Source organism: Bacteroidota bacterium (genome assembly GCA_019637975.1).
GTDB lineage: Bacteria > Bacteroidota > Ignavibacteria > UBA10030 > UBA6906 > CAADGV01.
The window spans coordinates 150702-170512 of the sequence record JAHBUR010000004.1 but is presented as its reverse complement, the minus strand read 5'-3'; the positions used below and the strand labels follow the sequence as shown (position 1 = coordinate 170512).

General features: G+C 51.7%; 13 protein-coding genes. 10 read left to right on the top strand and 3 right to left on the bottom strand.

Translation table 11 applies throughout. The features are described from left to right. Nucleotides 1–2 precede the first annotated feature (2 nt). Genes KF749_03460 through KF749_03445 form a run of 4 tightly spaced genes read left to right on the top strand, consistent with a single transcriptional unit; the run spans nt 3 to nt 4986 of the window. Nucleotides 3–2135 (top strand): GHKL domain-containing protein, encoded by a 2133-nt coding sequence (locus tag KF749_03460; protein MBX2990208.1) that lies wholly within the window; start codon nt 3–5, stop codon nt 2133–2135. A 39-nt stretch (nt 2136–2174) separates the two neighbouring features. After that, nucleotides 2175–2561 carry a response regulator gene (locus KF749_03455; GenBank protein ID MBX2990207.1) on the top strand — a complete coding sequence of 129 codons (387 nt, stop codon included), beginning with the start codon at nt 2175–2177 and terminating at the stop codon, nt 2559–2561. Nucleotides 2562–2582: 21 nt separating this feature from the next. Further along, nucleotides 2583–3758 (top strand): SpoIIE family protein phosphatase, encoded by a 1176-nt coding sequence (locus KF749_03450; GenBank protein ID MBX2990206.1) that lies wholly within the window; start codon nt 2583–2585, stop codon nt 3756–3758. A gap of 19 nt (nt 3759–3777) precedes the next feature. Further along, nucleotides 3778–4986, top strand: coding sequence for a right-handed parallel beta-helix repeat-containing protein (locus tag KF749_03445; protein ID MBX2990205.1), 1209 nt, complete (start codon nt 3778–3780; stop codon nt 4984–4986). 9 nt (nt 4987–4995) lie between these two features. On the opposite strand, the gene KF749_03440 is transcribed toward KF749_03445, so the two are convergent. From KF749_03440 to KF749_03430, 3 genes are read right to left on the bottom strand one after another with little or no spacing between them, the layout of a single operon-like run. After that, complete coding sequence (locus KF749_03440; GenBank protein MBX2990204.1) at nt 4996–7311, bottom strand: PAS domain S-box protein; 2316 nt, start codon at nt 7309–7311, stop codon at nt 4996–4998. Nucleotides 7312–7317: 6 nt separating this feature from the next. Next, nucleotides 7318–7782, bottom strand: coding sequence for a response regulator (locus KF749_03435; GenBank protein ID MBX2990203.1), 465 nt, complete (start codon nt 7780–7782; stop codon nt 7318–7320). Between the two features lie 16 nt (nt 7783–7798). Further along, entirely contained in the window at nt 7799–11005 is a 3207-nt protein-coding gene (locus KF749_03430) for a PAS domain S-box protein (GenBank protein MBX2990202.1), read from the bottom strand. A 466-nt stretch (nt 11006–11471) separates the two neighbouring features. Here KF749_03430 and KF749_03425 point away from each other — a divergent pair, with 466 nt between their 5' ends. From KF749_03425 to KF749_03400, 6 genes are all read left to right on the top strand, one after another. Beyond that, nucleotides 11472–12884: a PAS domain S-box protein gene (locus tag KF749_03425; protein MBX2990201.1), complete on the top strand. Its 1413-nt coding sequence runs from the start codon at nt 11472–11474 to the stop codon at nt 12882–12884. Between the two features lie 4 nt (nt 12885–12888). Then, entirely contained in the window at nt 12889–14247 is a 1359-nt protein-coding gene (locus KF749_03420; protein ID MBX2990200.1) for a sigma-54-dependent Fis family transcriptional regulator, read from the top strand. Between the two features lie 188 nt (nt 14248–14435). Then, nucleotides 14436–14939: a universal stress protein gene (locus KF749_03415; GenBank protein ID MBX2990199.1), complete on the top strand. Its 504-nt coding sequence runs from the start codon at nt 14436–14438 to the stop codon at nt 14937–14939. Between the two features lie 24 nt (nt 14940–14963). Next, a complete protein-coding gene (locus KF749_03410; protein MBX2990198.1) occupies nt 14964–15389 on the top strand; it encodes a hypothetical protein in 426 nt (141 codons plus the stop codon). Nucleotides 15390–15595: 206 nt separating this feature from the next. Next, nucleotides 15596–17785, top strand: coding sequence for a cytochrome b/b6 domain-containing protein (locus KF749_03405; GenBank protein MBX2990197.1), 2190 nt, complete (start codon nt 15596–15598; stop codon nt 17783–17785). 3 nt (nt 17786–17788) lie between these two features. Further along, nucleotides 17789–19795, top strand: a complete 2007-nt coding sequence (locus KF749_03400; GenBank protein MBX2990196.1) for a hypothetical protein — start codon at nt 17789–17791, stop codon at nt 19793–19795. Nucleotides 19796–19811 lie beyond the last annotated feature (16 nt).

Below are 19811 nucleotides of genomic sequence, written 5' to 3'. Positions count from 1 at the left end.
ATATGAAGACGATAGTCTCGGTTCTGCTTTTCATAGCGGGCGTTCAACAACTGTTCGGCGGGGAGACAGTGCTTGTCCTTTCAGCCAGCATGTTCGATGCCCGCCAGCAAATACTTCTCGCTCCAATGGAGGGATGGTTGTTCAGGCCAGGTCACGATCCATCCTGGGCAAACGATGATGTCGATCTTGCTGGTTGGCAACGATTGAAACCGACGGAACTTACCCCGGCAATGGCAGATGCGGATGGCCGTGTTGAGGGATGGTTTCGTGTGAGAGTGAAGTTGGACTCTACTCTTGCAGGCCTGAATGTGGGAGTTAGCAGGGCTCTCTGGGCTGCGACTGATGTGTACGTGGATGGAGAACTTGCTGCCTCGTTTGGGAATACGGGAAAGCCGTATGAAGCGTACAATCCCCATCTCAAATACGCGACACCTGTGCGGTTGGATTCCGGTAGGGAATACACTCTCGCCATTCATTTTGTTGACTATGAGACGATGTTCACGAACCGTCATCTCCGGCTGAAACCGGAAAATCTCTCAAGGCTCATCGCTCTCACAGGCCCGCACTACGATCTCTTCATGACACACGAGTTGAAGCGAACATACATCTACAATACTCTCTGGATTTCTGTATCGTTACTCCTGATGATCTTGTTCTGGCTCCTGGTCTATCTGAATCCGGACCAAACACTATTTCGTCTTGTTGCGGTGCTTGCTTCGATTGTGTTGTTCAACTCGCTGGTGTATAACTTCAATTCGTTCGTTGAGCTTTCATATCCGGCGGAGAAATTGCGGGATATACTCTTCGGGATTGCGGGTCCGGTTCTCACGGTGTACACGCTGGTTATCGTTGAGTGGTCGCTCAAGCGGAAGGTCTCCCTGCTTACCAAAGCAATCCTCGTTTTGCTGCCACTGGCGAGTGTTGTTGCACATTTGTATGATATCTCGTGGCCATTTGGCACTGTGAATTCCACTATGCTTGCAAGCTTCGCATACCTTATCTTTTCATTCAGAAAAACTCTCACATGGTCGAGGTGGGCACTTGTCGCCGCCATGCTCTTGCCTGTGGTTGGAGCCGTCGTGTTTACGAGCATCCACAAGTATTCGTACGATCTTTATCTCGCGTACGAGAAGCCCCTGTTTACGGTTATCATCCTCGGCGCGCCGCTAATGCTGTTGACGTACATTGCAGTACGCTTCAAGGAGATTCTCAGGGAAGCACAGGACGAGGCAAACAAGGTTCTAAGGATGACAGAGGAGAAGAAGGAACTGCTCGCAAACCAGAACATCATTCTTGAGCAGCAGGTGGAAGAACGAACAGCAGAACTGAATCGTTCGTTGACGGAGTTGAAAGCAACGCAAGCGCAACTTGTGCAACAGGAGAAGCTTGCCTCGCTCGGCCAGCTTACGGCGGGCATTGCCCACGAAATAAAGAACCCGTTGAACTTCGTCAACAACTTCTCGTCTGTCTCTGTCGAGTTGGTTGATGAAGTGATGGAGGAAGTCAAGAAATCCCCGGTTACAGGCAACGGGGATATTCCTCAACTCTTAGGCGACATCAAAACCAATCTCACAAAGATCATCGAGCATGGAACACGGGCCGACGGCATTGTCAAATCCATGCTGCAACACTCGCGAGGCGGAAGCGGCAAGAGGGAGCCGACAGATTTGAACATGTTGGTGAAGGAGTATGTGAACCTTGCGTTCCACGGCATGCGTGCAGGGAAGAACCCCATCAACGTGGACATTGCGCTCGACCTCGATTCAACAGTCGGTATGGTGCCGCTGATAGCAGAGGATTTCAGTCGGGTTGTGCTTAATCTTTGCCAGAACGCATTTGACGCGATGCGCGAGAAGTTGAACGCAGGCGGCAAGTCGTACTTGCCAAAGCTCTCGGTCCGCACACGGCGCGAAGCGAATCAGGTAACAGTCGAAATCGAAGACAACGGTCCGGGCATTCCCGATGCGATCAAGGACAAGATCCTTCACCCATTCTTCACGACGAAGAAAGGAACTCAGGGAACGGGTTTGGGACTTTCCATCACTCATGACATTGTGAAAGCGCATGGGGGTGAGATGAGAATCGAAAACAACGATAATGGCGGAGCGATATTCATTGTCGGGTTGCCCGGTTAAGTACACAAATGTTTCGAAACAGCATAATGGAACAGTGAAATGAAATTTCTTGTGGTAGATGACGAAAAAGACGTCGAACTCCTCTTCACGCAGAAGTTCCGGAAGGAAATACGCAGCGGCGAACTGGAGTTGGTGTTTGCTTTCTCCGGACAAGAAGCATTGGCAATCATCGGGAGTGCCGAGCCGCCTGACGTGGTGTATGTCTTCTCGGACATCAACATGCCGGGGATGACGGGCATCGAGCTTCTCAACATCATCAAAGAGAAATACCCGAACATTCACGTGAGTATGATCTCGGCGTACGGCGATGCGGAGAACCAGAAGAAAGCGATCGAGTCGGGGGCAAAGGAGTTCTTCACCAAACCGATTGACTTTGATACATTGAGACAAGAAATCCAGTCGCTTCTCAAGAAACATTCAAGCTGATTGTACAGGAGTAATATCGCTATGGCGTTACCTAAAATCATGGTCGTTGACGACGAGCCCGATCTGCAAATGCTGATTCTACAGAAGTTCAGGAAGCAGATTCAGAATGAAGACTATCAGTTTGTGTTTGCAGAGAACGGCGAGGAGGCGCTGACGCACCTGAATGGATCGGATGATATTACCCTCATTCTTTCCGACATCAATATGCCAAAGATGGATGGGCTGACCCTCTTGCAACGGTTGCAGGAGAAAGACAATCCCGCCTTGAAGACTGTCATCGTTTCCGCGTACGGCGATATGGAAAACATCCGTACCGCAATGAACCGCGGCGCATTTGACTTCGTCACAAAGCCGATTGACTTCAACGATCTACATTTGACTATTCAGAAAGGGATGAAAGAAGTTGCAACGATCAAATCCGCCCTTGATGACCGGAAGCGACTTGTGGCTGTTCAGAGCGATTTGGATGCAGCCCATCGAATACAGCAACAGATTCTGCCGCAGGAGTTTCCTCCGTTTCCTCATCGCTCCGAATTCTCAATCTACGCCGAGATGCATCCTGCAAAGGATGTAGGCGGCGATTTCTACGACTTCTTTCTGATTGATGAAACGCATCTGGGGTTTGTTGTGGGAGATGTGTCGGGCAAAGGTATTCCGGCCGCTATCTACATGGCGGTCGCACGAACGATGATCAAGAGCTTTGCGTCGCAGATTCTCGATCCAGCAGCGTGCCTTTCGAAAGTGAACACAATGCTCATTCCTGAAAGCGACCCGAGAACATTCGTCACGGTGTTCTATGGCGTTCTCGATACATCAACCGGAGTTGTGCGGTACTGCAACGGCGGGCATAATCTTCCGTTTATTATAAGAAACAACGGGGCAGTGGAGCAGGTCGAAGATTCGCCCGGCATTATACTCGGAAAGTTTGAGTCGTTCAAATTCGGAACGCGAGAACTGCAATGCCGGGAAGGCGACAGGTTGCTGCTGTACACCGATGGCGTTACGGAAGCAATCAATGAAGCCGGAGAAATGTACATGGAACAGCGCTTGCTGCCGTATCTCGACACGCACAGAGCGCAGAATCCGGACAACGTTGTACGTGGTGTTGTTGTCGACGTGCTGAAATTCATGGGCAAAGCACTGCAGAGCGATGATGTGACGGTACTGTGTCTGGAGTACCGGGCGATGAAATCATGAAATATCAAAAATCAGATCCATGCTAAAGCTATTCATATCAATAACTTGTCTGGCTGCCCATGCTTGTGCGGCAACTTCTGTTACCGTTCGCGATGCAGCCGAGTTGCAACAACTCTTTCGATTCCCGGTCGGAAGTCTGGTGGTGACACTGATGCCCGGCACATATCATCTTACGCCCTCGCCTATTCTCGATTCATCGTGCGGAAATTGTGAAGTTGACTCGACACAAGTCGAAGCCACGGTCGGGCTTCATCTTCGGGGAAGAAAAATCCACCTGAGAGGTCCGGCCGACAAGTCTGCGATCATTTACACACATGCCGGCTACGGATTGTATTTTGAAGACTGTGACGACGGGCTTATCGAGAATCTCACGATCACCGGCGGCGAGCGCGATACGAACGGCATGGCAACCGATGCGGCAGTTGTTGCGAAGAACAGCATCGTTGTCATTCGCAGCAATCTCATCACCAACAACATCGGCGATTCGGCAACAGTTGCAAAAAAGGTTGTGGGGGTGATGGGAATTTGCGGGCGCGAAGGTTCGGCTCTCACGATCTCCAACAACGAGATTATCCGCAATTCGTGGGATGGCATCGCGTTATACCGCGGCGCAAATGCGACGATTGAGAACAATATTGTTGACGGCGTAGATAAAGCATGCGGTACTCAAGTGGGCGGAGGACGCGGCGTCGGCATCGGCGTGACGTGGAACGCAATGGCGACAATCCGGCAGAACCTCGTGACCCGCTATTGGAAAGGCATAGGCCTGTTCGTTGATGCGAACGGCGTTGTCGAACGGAATATCGTGGAGGATATCCTCACGTGGGGAATTGCCTACTGGGATGCTGACAAGGGGATGCCGGTCGGTTTCATCAACAAGAACGTTATCTACAAAACCGGCGCATGCGGTGCTTCGATTGCGCGTACGCGCGAAGGGGACGATCCCGGACTGTTCACCGACAACATTGTTGTCGAGACCGGGCAGAACGAAAAGTATGACTCGCCCGACTACTATTGTTACCAATGCGCGCTTGCCCTGCACGCCGTGCCGAAGGACTTTTTGATAGAAGGGAATATCTTTTACAACAACAGGCGCGCAACCTCCGATCTGCCCGACTATGATATTTCGCGGGATGAGTTTGAAGCCGTTGTCAAAGACATGTGCAAGGATCTGGCTTCCGAGCCTGTCTTCCGGCGATCGGTATTTCTAAGAGATTTCCACCGATAGGAAAGTCTTTCATGAAGCAGGTTTCCGGGCGTCGAGCATGAGGCGGATTTTTCTCAGCAGTTGGTTCGGTGAGTAGGGTTTGTCGACAAAATCCCGCACGCCGATTCGCAGCATCTCCGAACGTTGTTCCGGGTCAAGGTAGCCCGTTGCAACCAAGGCTATCACGTCGGATTTCTTCTTCTTCATCTTCTTGAATGCCTCCAGCCCGCCGAGTTTCGGCAACCCGAGGTCTGTCAACACAAGCGCAATCTCCTCGGAATGTTCAGCGAAAACTTTCACAGCTTCCTGTCCGTCGTGCGCAACAAGTACGGTGTATCCTTTCTGTTCCAATGCTGCGCGTACCAATTCCGCGAGCGACAATTCGTCTTCGACCAGCAGGATTGTTTCTGTTCCATTGGTAACGGAGTTCGGGACTTCTTCAGTGGATGTACGATCGGCTCCTGTCGGTGGTGTGACGGGAAAATAGAGGTGGAAGGTTGTGCCGAGTCCCACGCTGCTGGATACGGTGATGAAGCCCCGGTGGCTGTTGACCACGCCGTACACCATCGCAAGGCCAAGCCCGGTTCCTTTGCCGATTTCCTTCGTCGTGAAGAAGGGTTCGAAAATGCGGGCAACGGTGTTCGGATCAATTCCGACACCCGTGTCGGACACCGTGATATGAATATAGCTGCCGCTTGATGCGTCGCGGAATTGATCACGAATATCATCGCCGCGGATCACGGTTGCGTTGATCGTTATGGAGCCTCCGGCAGGCATGGCATCGCGGGCATTCACGCACAGGTTGAGCAATGCAAGATGCAACTGATTCTTGTCGGCGATGATAGTCGGGAGTTGGGAGTTCACCTGCGGTGAAAAGGTAATGGTTTTAGGGAAGGTCTGCGAACACATCCCGACAACTTCCTGAACCGTAGCTTTCACATTTACCGGCTCGAACGCAATATCGCTTTTGCGCGCAAACGTCAGCAACTGGCGCACGAGTCCGGCCCCCCGTTGAATTGCGGTGGTCATTGCCTCGACACTTTTCTCAAGATGCTCGTGTGTAATAGGCTCCCGCGTCAGCATCGATGCGTAGCCGAGCATGATGGCGAGAACGTTGTTGAAGTCATGTGCGATGCCGCCGGCGAGCGTTCCGAGGCTTTCCATTTTGTGAGCGTGCAGGAGTTGTTGTTCGAGCTTCTTTCTCTCGCTGACATCACGCGAAACCACCACCACGTTCATCGGTTCGCCACGTTGATTCTTGATGACGCTTGCCTGCGATTCGATGAACCTGGTTTTTTCATCCTTGCCCCGAAGGCGGTACTCAGCCCTCTGCCCGATACCTGTGCGAACAGCCTCCTTGAACAGATTGACGATTCTTTCACGGTCGCCGGGGTGAATCTCCCGGAATGAATCCGTTCCCTGCAACGCCATCGGGTCGCCGAGAATGTCGTTGTAGGATGGACTATTGTAGAGTCGCTGGCCGTTGAGATCGAGTAATGCGATAAGGTCGGTAACATTTTCGGTAATCAGGCGGAACCGTTCCTCACTCTGCCGCAGTTCTTCCTCCGCCTGCATTCTTCGTGTGATGTCGCGGTCAACGCCGCGAAACCCGACAAGTTCATGCACATCATTCAGAACCGGAGTTGCATTGCTTTCAAACCACAGGTACGTTCCATCGATATGCCGCCAGCGGAGAATGCGTCCGGACCAGCCCGCCTTTTCCGCTACGCGGGTGCGAAACTCTTCTTTGAGTGAAGATCTGTCCTCGTCGTGAAGATAGGCAAAGCTCTCCTGCCCGATAACCCCGGAGACGGGATAACCCAGTAACCGCGAGACAGACGAGTTGATGAGTATAATGCGCCCTTCCCGATCAACCTCCCAAATCAAATCCTGGCTCGACTCGACAATAGCATGAAATTTCTGCTCCGTTTTGTGCAAGGCTCTTTCGGCGCGTTGCCGTTCGTTCCGATCCGTGATTTCCTGCATTGCACGTTGGATGGCGGGTACAAGTCGCGAAAGGCGTTGCTTTAGGACGTAATCCGTTGCACCGCGTTTCAAGCTGTCGATTGCCCGTTCCTCTCCCATTGCTGCCGAGACAAAGATGAACGGGACATCAGGCGCTTTATCTCGCGCAAGGGCAAGGGCGGAAATTCCGTCGAACGCCGGCAGGGAGTAATCCGAGAGGATCATGTCGAACTGACGGCGGTCGAGAGCAACGTCAAAATCCTGCCGGGTAGCAACGCGTTGAATACTACAGGCAATGCCCCCGTCGTCAATCATATTCTGGATCAACTCCGCGTCGTACTCGCTGTCTTCGAGGTGGAGAATACGAATGGGTTCTTTCATGTCCGATTACCGGCTTGAATGTGTCTCTTCAGGTTTATGTGCAGGCGGTTCGTTTGTCAGCACCCAGAATGCTCCGATCTTCTTTATGGCTTCAACAAACTCCTGGAATGCCACGGGCTTGACAACATAGGCGTTGACTCCGAGTTCATAACTTCGGATGAGATCGCTTTCCTCGCGGGATGAGGTGAGAATGACAACCGGTATTCTCTTAAGGTCATGGTCGGATTTTATAATCCGCAACACTTCCAGGCCGTCCACCTTCGGCATCTTCAGGTCAAGAAGAATCACGACCGGGTTTTCCATAGGCCTGTTTTGGAATGCATTCCGCCGGTAGAGGTAATCGAGGGCTTCGGCGCCATCGCTTACCACAATCACTTCGTTTGCCAAATGGTGATCGTCGAGAGCTTCCAGCGTCAGTTCTACATCGTTGACGTTGTCTTCTGCAAGCAAGATACGCTTGATGCTGTTCATGACAAATCCTCCTTAATTACGTGGTGCGATGTACTGTTCGATCGAGCGGAAGGGAGAAATAAAATGTCGCTCCTCCGTCGATTGTGCCTTCAGCCCAGGTTCTTCCCCCGTGACGATTCACGATGCGCCGGACGTTTGCCAGCCCGATTCCCGTTCCCTCGAACTCGGTATCGGCATGAAGCCGTTGGAACACGCCGAACAGCTTGCCGGCATACCTGTCATCGAATCCGACGCCGTTGTCTTTCACAAAGAACACGTGTTCATTCGGGTCAGTCATAAGGCCGACTTCCACCCGCGGTTGCGTGCGAGTACGTGTGTATTTGATTGCGTTGGAGAGAAGATTCACAAAAACGAGACGCAGCATGGAAGGATCTCCCACAACCTCCGGGAAACGTCCGATAGTCCATGATATGTCCCGGCCGTTGACTTCGTTCTGCAATTCGATCAGGGCCTCCTTGACAAGCACTTCGATGTTCACCTCCGAACTTCTCATCTCAGTACGTCCCATTCGCGAAAATACGAGCAGTTCGTCGATCAGCGTCCCCATTTTCTTGACGGATTCCGAAATAATGGTAAGGTAGCGCCGGCTTTTTTCATCGAGACGCTCGGATGCAGTTTTCTGCAACATCTCCGAAAATCCGTCAATATGACGGAGCGGCGACCGCAAATCATGCGACACGGAGTAACTGAATGCCTCAAGCTCCTTGTTCGCCATTTCAAGCTGGGCGGTCCGCTCGCGCACCAGTTCTTCAAGCCGGTCGCGGTATCGCTTCAATTCCTCGTCCATCTGCTTCTGCTTTGTGATATCCTCGGAGAGAATGAATGTTCCTTCCGGCACGGGCTCGAGGCTGAGGTTGAACCAGCCCTTGCTTCCATCCGGGAATGTGAATTCGTTTTCCATCCGCAGTGGAACGCGATCGTTCACGCATCGGCGCAGATTTTCAAAGAAGGGGGATTTGTCGATGCCGGGATACATCTCCATCATCGTTCGTCCGAGAAGTTGTTCCTTTGTTGACTTGCCCTGCCTCGCGGCAACCTCATTCACATACAGATACCGCCAATCGAATCCAATAATCTGGCAGCCCTCCATCATATGATCCAACGTCGTCCGGAACCGGCCTTCCGACTTCCGCAATGCATCTTCGGCCAGCTTTCGTGTTGTGATATCAACGATGGAGCCGAGCACCATTGACCCTTCCGACAATTCAATGGGGCTCAGCCCGATTTCCACAGGAAACTCGGTGCCGTCCTTTCGCAAACCATACAGTTCACGGCCAACACCCATTGCCCTTGCTTGAGGGTTGGCCAGATAGCCGTCCCTGTTTTGCGCATGAATATCGCGGTTGCGTTCGGGAACGAGTATTTCTATGGATTTTCCGAGAAGCTCGGAGCGGGGATAGCCGAACATCCGTTCCGTTTGAGAATTAACAAGGGCAATGTTGCCCCGGGGATCCACCATCACAATTCCGTTGGGAGATGCCTCGACCACCAGCCGGAAGCGTTCTTCAGCGCGGGTTCTCTCGGTAACGTCGTTTGCAAGAACCAGCTTGGCACCTCTTCCGGCGTAGCGTATTTCGTGCGACGTTATTTCGACATCGAGGAGGGTTCCATCTTTCTTCCGGTGTTTCCACACGCCTGCCGAGTCGAGCCCTTTGTGCTGTTGCGCCACGTCGTTGATGAGTCGTGTAATTTCCTCCTCGGGCCTGATATCCTTGATTGTCATTGTCAGGAATTCTTCACGGGAATAGCCATAGTTGACAGTTGCGGCATTATTTACCTCGAGGAATGCAAGGGTGTCCGTAGCGAAAACCCAGAGGGGTAGCGGGTTAGACTCGAACAAGTGCCGGTAGCGTTCCTCGCTTTGCAGAAGAGACGCCGTCCGTTCCTGAACGCGATGTTCCAGATACGTATTCAACTGCCGGAGCGCATGCTCCGCCTGCTTGCGCCCCGTCAGATCGCGATGCACAACCATATAGATTGCCGCAAGCATGCACGTAACCAGAACAGCAAGCAGGGAAAGGACGTTTACCATATTGCGTGAGCTTCTCTTTTGCGCGTCGGCCCGCAGGTTCAACAGCAGTCGCTCGGCTCTTTCGATATTCTCGACATGTTCATGAAGCTGAATCATTGCAGGCACGGCCATTGCCTCGCGTGCCATACTCCTGGCAGCAGCAGCCCCTTCGGCTTCGAACACCTGGATAGTGTTGTTCGCGAACTCCACTCTCCGTTGGATCAGTGAATCCAGTGTGCCGATCCGTTTCTGTTGTTCAGGGTTATCTTTGGTGAGAGACCTGATCCGGTCGACGTAGTGAGTGATTTCCAGAACAGAAGCGCGGTACTCGACAAGCAGTTCCTTCTCATTCGTAATGATGTATCCGCGCGAGGCATTCTCCATGTCCTTGATTGATGAGAGGAGGGCCGAGACTTCGGCAAGCACTTCATGCGTGTGTGCCTCAAGCCTCGCCGACTCAAGTGTTTTTGTAATGCTGTTGTAGGCTATGATGCTGACAATGAGAATTGTCGAGAATGCCAGGCCGAACGCGGCGAGAATTTTTCTGTCGAGCGAAATATGAAGATGTTTCTCTGTTTCATACTGCCGGGAGAAATCCTTCACGGTTACCGTTGCGAATAGCGCCATACCGAGAAGGAAAAAGCTGATGGCCGTATTGAGAGCCATTGGTATGATTGCCTCGCTATAGAACAATGGAGCATCAAGAAAATACGCCGTACAGAATGCTGCCCCAAGGCATACGACAACAATGGTGTTTACCCCGGCGATATTGTTGAGGTTGTGACGTTCGCCGGAAATCGATAAAATAATGAGAGAACTGCCTGTAAACAGGAAATTCACTGCCGTGAAGAATGCCATACGCCCGGCGGGAGCAAGGCCGAAATACGCTTCCGGAGCAGCAAAAATCCACCTGTCAACACCGATATCGAAGTCGAATACGAACTCGCACAAGCGCATGAACGAGAGCAGTACAACGAACAGTCCGACAAGTCGAATAATCAGGAGGTTGATTCTTGCGGGAAACCAGAGAAGAAATGTCGAAATGCCAAGCAACAGGAAGAAGATTGCAGTGTTTGGCGCCATGGGGATATAATGGGCATCAAAGCTGGTGAGTGCTCGCGAGCCCCAGATCCAACCGGCAATAGCTGCACCGCCAATCGCTGCGGCAAGAAGCGCGCAAATCCAGGCGACACGTCTACCTGCTGTCAACATTATCGGCGTGTGGTTCATGTCGTGGCCCGGCAACTAACCTTGATGCGGATGTCAACTTTCAGGTGGGGCTTGTATTGATCCGGATTCGATTGGGCAAGGCTCATGCGTGGGAAAGCGTCGCTGTATGCCTCTGTACGCCGGCTCTTCTCAAAACAGGAATAGTACATAAGAAGACGCTCCCGTTGCAATACAACATTCTGGCATTTCGGGGAGTGCGGGGATCGCTATGAGGTGAACTCCCCGTCGAAACGGACAAGCGTATGAAGCAAGTGCCGCATGGGCGCAGGCGGGGAATCTGCAAAGCGTCCGATTCGCGCACTCATACTAAAGAACTCACAACTAAAACGCAAGCATGTTGCTGGTGATTCTGAATTCAGTAACTGTATGCCGGAGAGTGGATTACGGCTGCGGTTCGCGTTGGAATTCCCCCCCTCTTTGATTAAGTTAAAGAAAGTCATTTCTGCCCATGGCAATCCAATCCAGCATCGCCAATATCTTTATCGACCTCATTCCCGACATGTGCTTCGTCGTGTCGAGCGAACGGGCTGTTCTTGCGTATAACCAGCGGGCCCGCGAGTTGCTTGGTTTGCCGGATGTGCCGACGGGTGACATCAATTTCTATGACCTTCTTGTTGATGATTCGCCCCGCCCGTTGCTTGCCGTGTTGCGGGCAACAGACAGCGCGCGTGAGGCGGAGGCCCGGTTCAAAGGCATGAACGGCCAGATTGTTGATACCGAGTTGGCAATCAGAAAAATATCAGGCCCGAACACCGAATTCCTGTATGTGATTGCCCGCGATGTTTCCGAAGAGAAGAAGAAGGAACTCGACCTTCTGCGTTTCTCCAACGTGGTTCATTATACCGTCAATCCGATACAGATTACCGATGCACGGGGCCGGATGGTGTACGTAAATCCTGCGTTCGAAAAATCCACCGGCTACTCGAAGGATGAACTCATCGGCAAAAACCCCAACGTTGTCTCAAGCGGAAAGTACAGCAAAGAATTCTGGTCGAAGGTGTGGGCAAAAATCAGCATTGGAAAGATCTGGCAGGGAGAGATCGAGAATAAACGCAAAGATGGTTCCTCGCTCTACACTCAAGTATTGATCTCTCCCATTGTTGATGCCGACGGAAAAGTTGTTGGCTATCTCGGTTCGCATCGCGACATTACCGAGCAGAAACAACTTGAACAGCAATTAATGCATTCCCAGAAGATGGAAAGCATGGGGACTCTCGCCGCCGGGATTGCCCACGAAGTCGGCAATCCCCTCACCTCTATCTCATCAATTGTGCAGGTTCTTCAACGTACGATCAACGATGAATTCGCAAAAGAGAAGCTCGGACTTGTGCAATCGCAGGTTCATCGTATCACGAAAATTATCAGAGATCTTGTTGATTTTTCCCGTCCCTCCAATTATCAGTTGCAGCCGACGAGCATCGTCAGCAACGTGAAGGAAGCGGTGGAAATTGTGAAGATGGCCAAGAAAGCCAGGAACGTGAAGTTCTTCGTCGATGTCAGGAACGACATTCCCTTGTTGTCTCTGGTGCCTGATCAGATCTCACAGGTGTTCATCAACATCCTGCTGAATGGTGTTGATGCGATGGACGGAAAAGAAGGCCGCATTGATGTTGTTGTTGAGAGAGGTGACGACGACATCCGCATTGCCATTTCGGACAGCGGCTGCGGGATTGACGAAGACCATCTGGCAAAGATCGGCGAACCGTTCTTCACGACAAAGCCCGTCGGGCAGGGAACAGGCCTGGGGCTCTGGGTAAGTCACGGAATCATCAAGAGTTTTCACGGCGATATCAGGCTGAAGAGCAAGCGCGGCGAGGGCACAACATTTACGATTATTCTTCCATTCCATCCAAAGGAATAAGTTCATGGCAGAGTCTATTCTTATAGTTGATGATGAGGAGATCATTCGCGAATCTCTTTCGTTTGTTCTGAAGAAAGAAGGATACTCTGTTCAGGAAGCCGAGAACGGCAAAGTGGCGCTCGAGTATATCAAAGAACGCGCCTTCGATCTCGTAATCACCGACATCGAAATGCCTGAGATGAAGGGGATTGAGTTAATGGAGAACATCTCCCGTCTGAGTCCTGAAACCATGGTTGTCGTGATTACCGCATACGGCTCTATTGAAAGTGCCATTGCCGCGCTCCGCAGAGGCGCCATCGACTACGTGCTGAAACCGGTCGAGTTTGATGAATTGCTGGTGAAGACGAGGCGTTTGTTAGGCGACCGCCGGATACGGTTGGAGAATAAATTGCTGCGCAGCGAAATTCACCGGCACTATGATTTTGAGAACATCATCGGCAAAAGTTCCGCAATGCAGAGGGTGTTTGAAACAATCAAGAAGGTCGCGCAAACGGACGGCACGGTGTTGATTACCGGAAAGAGCGGAACCGGAAAAGAACTTGTCGCTCGGGCCGTTCACTATAACAGCAAGCGAAAGGAGAAGCCGTTCATTCCGGTGAACTGCGGGGCCCTTGTGGAAAACCTGTTCGAGAGTGAATTGTTCGGCCACAAAAAAGGAGCCTTTACAGGGGCTTCAATGGATCGTGTCGGATTCTTCAAAACCGCCGACGGTGGAACTATCTTCCTCGACGAAGTGAGCGAGATTCCCCTGCATTTACAGGTGAAGCTGTTGCGTGCCATCGAAATGAAACAGGTGACCCCCGTCGGCACATCGCATGAAATACCCGTCGATGTCCGGATTATTGCCTCCACCAATCGCAACCTCGAAAAAGCAGTTCAGGACGGAAAATACCGCGAGGATTTGTTCTACCGGTTGAATGTTGTGGGTATTGAACTGCCGCCGCTGAGCGAGCGCATTGATGATATTCCCTTGCTTGTCCAGCATTTTGTGTCACGGTACGCAAGCGAAATGAACAAAGATGTGCGCGGCGTTGACCATGAAGCCATGAAACTTCTTCTTGCGCACAACTGGAAGGGAGAAGTCCGCGAGTTGGAAAACATCATCGAGCGGGCGACGATCTTCGCCGAAGGCAATATGATCACGACGAAAGAACTTCCGGCCTTTTTCGGTCAATCCTCCGGCTCATTTTCAGTCGGCGGTAACAAGCCTCTCAAAGAAGCCGTCGCCGAATTTGAACGCGAGTACATCGGGCACATGTTGCGTATTCATCCGAGCAAAGATGAACTCGCGAAGGCGCTCAACATCAGCCTCTCTTCACTCTATCGAAAGATTGAAGAACTCAACATCCCTTCTCAGAGTTGAGAATCCAATTTCCTCCGATTCCCACAAATTGGAAACCGAGCCTGTCTTTCACATCTCCGCTGTAAAATCAGCCTGATTTGCCCTATTCATCCCCCGTAATGCGCCCGGGGTATCCTGTGTGTTTGGCACATATGTTGAAAAATGTGCTGTGAGCATGAGACATGTCGTCTTGTGCAGGACACGAGGGCATGATGATAAATCTCAAGAAAATTCTTATCACAACCGACATGTCGGAACATTCTGTCGCCGCGTTCGATCACGGGTTTTCGCTCGGCCTTCTGTACGCGTCGAAAATATACGTGATGTATGTTGCCGAAGACGCACAGCCGATGTTCAGACTGTACGGACTTGATACGGTTCTCCGGCCCGAACACCATCGTGAACTTGAATCCCCCGGCGAAAAACTCGATCAGTTCATCACTACGCATGTTGGAACGGAAAGGAAAGTGGTTCCTGTGGTACGCGCAGGCGTTCCCGAGGTTGAGATCATCCGGTTTGCCGAGGAAGAAGGGATTGACCTGATTGTACTCGCAACGCACGGATGGACCGGGTTGCGTCATATACTGATGGGCAGTGTGGCCGAAAAAGTGCTGAGAGGTTCAACAGTTCCCGTTTTGACGGTGAAGCCGATCCCGATGCGTGAGGAAATTGTCTGCAAAGAAGACATTGAGCAGGAATTGCACATTCGCTGACCGGCAAGAAGAGGATGGCTTTCAGTGACACTTGAATACGACAAGAACCAGTCAAAGAACGAACCGGGCGGCGTAACGACCATGGATGAGAAGAAGAAGACTATACTCATTTACAGTCCCGATCTGAATTTCTGTTTCAGTCTTTCCATGCTGTTTCAAGACAGATATAATGTTATTACGACCACGAGTTCTTCGATGTTGGAAGAATTGGTGACGCATTATGCTGCAAGCCTGCTGATTGTTGATGCGTCGCCTACGGAGAAACTCATCCGGCTCTTGCATCATGTAAAGGAACTCAACACGGACCTCCCCATCATCATGGTGTACGTGTACAGCCCCAAAGATTCGGGCCTTGATGCGATTGCCCGAAACGAAGTGGATTCCGTGTTCTACAAGCCCTTCGATCTTTCAGCAATGTCGAAGCGCATCAATGAACTCTTGCCTGTCTGAAGCTTCGTCCACAGGACCCGCATCCGAGATTTTCCCGCAAATGCAAAATAGTCCCACTTTTTGGAACAGAACGTCGGTGAGGAGTTGAAAAGTGTTGTGTTTTTCAACAAAATCTACCTTATTTCCGCTCAAATGATTGGCATGTGAATTGACCTAACCATTGGCAATTTACATGACACAGCCTAAACGATAACACCGGTATTTAAATGAGTTTACGACATCTTTGGTTTCGAAGTGTAAGAACTGCCGGGTTGCTGTTTGCGGCAGCAGCCGTATGGAATCCACTCTACCTCAAGGCTCAGGACAAAGAAGATTGCCTTGTTTGCCATTCGGAGAAGTCGTTGACGATGGAACGGAAGGGAAAGTCCGTTTCGCTGTTTGTCGATGGAGCACATTTTGACCAATCGGCCCACGCAGACCTGGGATGCGTCTCCTGCCACGAAGGATTCAAGGCCGACCAGTTGCCGCACGCCAAACGCATCAAACCGGTTGATTGCGGATCGTGCCACGCCGATGAGAAGTTCACGAACTACCAGCAAAGCGTTCACGGCGCGCTGAAAAAGGGGAAGCCCGCCGCCTCATGTACAGATTGCCACACTACGCATTCGATCCGGAAGTTGTCCGAGATGCCCTTGTCGGAGAAGAAGGCATTTACAGAACAAATCTGCGCGACATGTCACACGTCCGTTGCAACAAAGTACATAGCGTCCGATCACGGGAAGGCCCTCGCTGCTGCCATCAAAGGTGCCCCGACGTGTATTGATTGCCACGGCGAACATGAAGTCGTCGCACCCACGTCCGAGGATGCCAAGACAAGCCGCAAACAGGAAGCAAGGATGTGCCTGAGCTGCCATTTGGATGATGAAGAAGTGAGAAAGCGGGTCGGCCCTTCAGCGGGTTTCATTGCAAGCTACGAGAACAGCGTTCACGGACAGGCTGTACAGCATGGCAATGAAGGAGCCGCAACCTGCAGCGATTGTCATGGCAGCCATGAAATGAAGAAAGGCTCAGATCCGGATTCCAAAGTGTCGAAAAAACATATTGCCGAGACATGCGGGCAGTGTCACGGCGACATTCAAGCACAATTCGATGAGAGTATTCACGCCAAAGCGTTGATGCGGGGCATCACCGCCTCCGCAACCTGTACGGATTGTCATGGCGAACATAATATTCTCTCTCCCAAGGATTCCCGCTCCCCCGTCGCACCGCGCAACGTTTCTTCACAAGTGTGTACACCGTGTCACGCCTCCCTGAAGTTGACAGAGAAGTACGGGTTGGCGGCCAACCGCTTCAAGAGTTTTACAGATAGTTATCATGGACTCGCAAGCAGAGGAGGCTCTGTCGAGGTGGCAAATTGTGCGAGCTGCCACGGTGTGCACGACATCAAACCATCAACGGATTCGACATCCCTCATCCATCCCTCGAACCTTGTGAACACCTGCGGCTCGTGCCATCCGGGCGCCAACGAGAACTTCACCAGGGGAAGAGTGCACGTTATTGCGACCTCGGGTGAAGATGCGATCCTGTACTACATTGCGACGGGCTACATTGCTCTCATCATTTTGACTATTGGTGGGATGTTCGTTCACAATGCGTTGGATTTTGTCAAGAAGTCAAAACGCCAGCTTATGTATCGGCGCGGCCTTCTCGAGCGCGAGCATCATTCCAACAAGCTGTATCTCCGCATGTCGCTGAACGAGCGCATTCAACATGCTACCCTGGCAATCAGCTTCATGATACTTGTTGTGACGGGCTTTGCATTGCGCTACCCCGATGCGTGGTGGGTAGTCCCCGTTCGTGACATCAGTCCCTGGATGTTTGAACTGCGCAGTTTGCTGCACCGCATTGCCGGCGTTGTGCTTGTGCTGGTGAGTCTCTATCACGTGTATTATGTTCTCGCCGTGCCGCGAGGGAAACGTCTCCTGCAGGATTTGTTGCCGGTTCGCCAAGACATTTTGGACGTGGTGGCAATGATGAAATACTACCTGCGGTTTTCCGAAGAAAAGCCCAAATTCGGCCGTTTCAGCTACATTGAAAAAGCTGAGTATTGGGCGCTGATCTGGGGAACAGTTGTTATGGCAGTCACCGGCGTGATACTGTGGTTTGACAATACGTTCATGGGCCTGTTCACGAAAATGGGTTGGGATATTGCACGCACAATCCACTTCTACGAGGCATGGCTTGCGACGCTCGCCATTATCGTTTGGCATTTCTACTTCGTCATCTTCAACCCTGATTCGTATCCGCTCAACCTCGCATTCTGGAAAGGTACTTTGACGGAAGAAGAGATGGCCGAAGAACACCCGCTGGAACTGGCAGAAATCAAGAAACGTGAAGCGGCGGAACTGGCCGAGCGAGCCAAACAGGAAAAGGAGCAACAGCAGACAACTGCCTGAACCATGAAGAAGCTTTCAAAACATCTTCTTGTCGTTGCTGTAAGCTTGGCAGCGGGTATGTCATCGCTGTTGGCGCAGGAGAATAGTGATTGCTTCTTGTGTCACGGGGAAAGAACACAGGTTGGAAAACGGAAAGGGAAGACGATCTCCGTTTTTGTTAACGAAAAGAAGTTTGCAAACTCGGTTCACGGATCACTCGGCTGCATTTCGTGTCACGCGGATCTTGAAGGGAAAGAACTTCCGCACGAGGATGAACTTGCGATCGTTACGTGCGGCACATGCCACGATACGCAACAGGAGCAGCACGCCAAATCCTTGCACGGCAAAGCAATACTTCGCGGTGACCCTCTCGCACCGCAATGCAAGGATTGTCACGGATATCATGATGTCGTATCGGGGAAGGATCCGCTTTCGCCGGTAGCGGCCCTGCAAGTACCGTACCTCTGCGGCAAATGCCATCAAGAGGGAACGCCGGTGACCAAACAACGTACAATTCACCAGGATCATATTCTTGAGAATTTCTCCGAGAGTATTCACGGCGAAGGGTTGCTGCGGAAAGGCCTCATTGTTGCACCACATTGTGCCACCTGCCACACCGCCCATTCCATTCTGCCGCATACCGATCCTGCTTCATCTATTGCGCGCAGAAATATTGCGGCGACCTGCACGAAGTGTCACGCACAAATTGAAACCGTGCACCGCAAGGTGATTAGCGGTGAGTTATGGGAGAAACAGGCACATATTCTGCCGGCGTGTGTTGATTGCCATCAGCCCCATAAAATCAGAAAGGTCTTCTACTCCCTCGGCATGTCGAATGCCGATTGTCTCCGTTGCCACAGTAACCGGGATCTGAAGTCAAGCGAAGATGGGCGTTCGCTCTTTGCTCGCGAAGAAGATCTGCATCACTCCCGCCACTCGAAAATTGCGTGCAGCCAATGTCACTCGGGGGTGAACGCGTCACACGTCCGGCCATGCGAGACGATTACGAAAGAAGTTGATTGCGCCTCGTGTCATGAAGAAGTCGGCCAGCAGTTTACGAACAGTATGCACGGCCGGCTTGTTGCGAAGGATGATCCCAACGGGCCGACTTGCAAAGAGTGTCACGGAACGCATGCCGTTAAAGGGAAAGTTGATCCGAACTCGCCGATCTTTGCAACGAACATTCCCGGTTTGTGTGAACGCTGTCATCGCGAGGGAGAGAAGGCCGCCGTTCGCTACACCGGCGAACAACACGATATTATTGCACACTACACCGAAAGTATCCATGGTAAAGGCTTGATGAAGAGCGGGCTCACGGTTACAGCAACATGCACAAACTGCCATACTGCCCACGGCATTTTGCCGAAAAGCGATACAGCATCAAGTGTCAATCCGAAGAATGTTCCCGCCACCTGCGGTCGCTGCCACCACGGTATCGAGGATCAGTTCGAAAAGAGTATTCACTTCAAAAAGATCGGTCAAACAGACAAACAGTTGCCAATTTGCAGCGATTGTCACAGCGCGCACACAATCCAACGTGCTGATGCCCAGGGGTTCAAACTGGAAATCATGTCGAAATGCGGCCGCTGTCATGAAGATATTGCAAAGACGTATTTCGACACATATCATGGCAAAGTATCGCAACTCGGCTACACAAAAACCGCAAAGTGCTATGATTGTCACGGCGCCCACGACATTCTTCCAATATCCGATCCTGAATCACACTTGAGCCGGGAGAACGTCGTCGCCACATGTCAGAAATGCCACGAAGGGGCCACACGCAGATTCGCCGGCTACCTCACACATGCGACACACCACGACCCCGAAAAGTATCCGATTCTCTTTTGGACATTCTGGGGGATGACTTCGTTGCTTGTAGGCACGTTCATATTCGGGGGTCTTCACACGCTTCTCTGGCTTCCCCGTGCTGTGCAAATGCGTCGCGAATTGAACAGAGAAAAAGCAGGGAAGCTGCCCCTGTTGCCGGCGCAGGAGCAAAAGTCAGACGATGATGAAGGTAGAACATCATAAGGAATCACGATCCTCG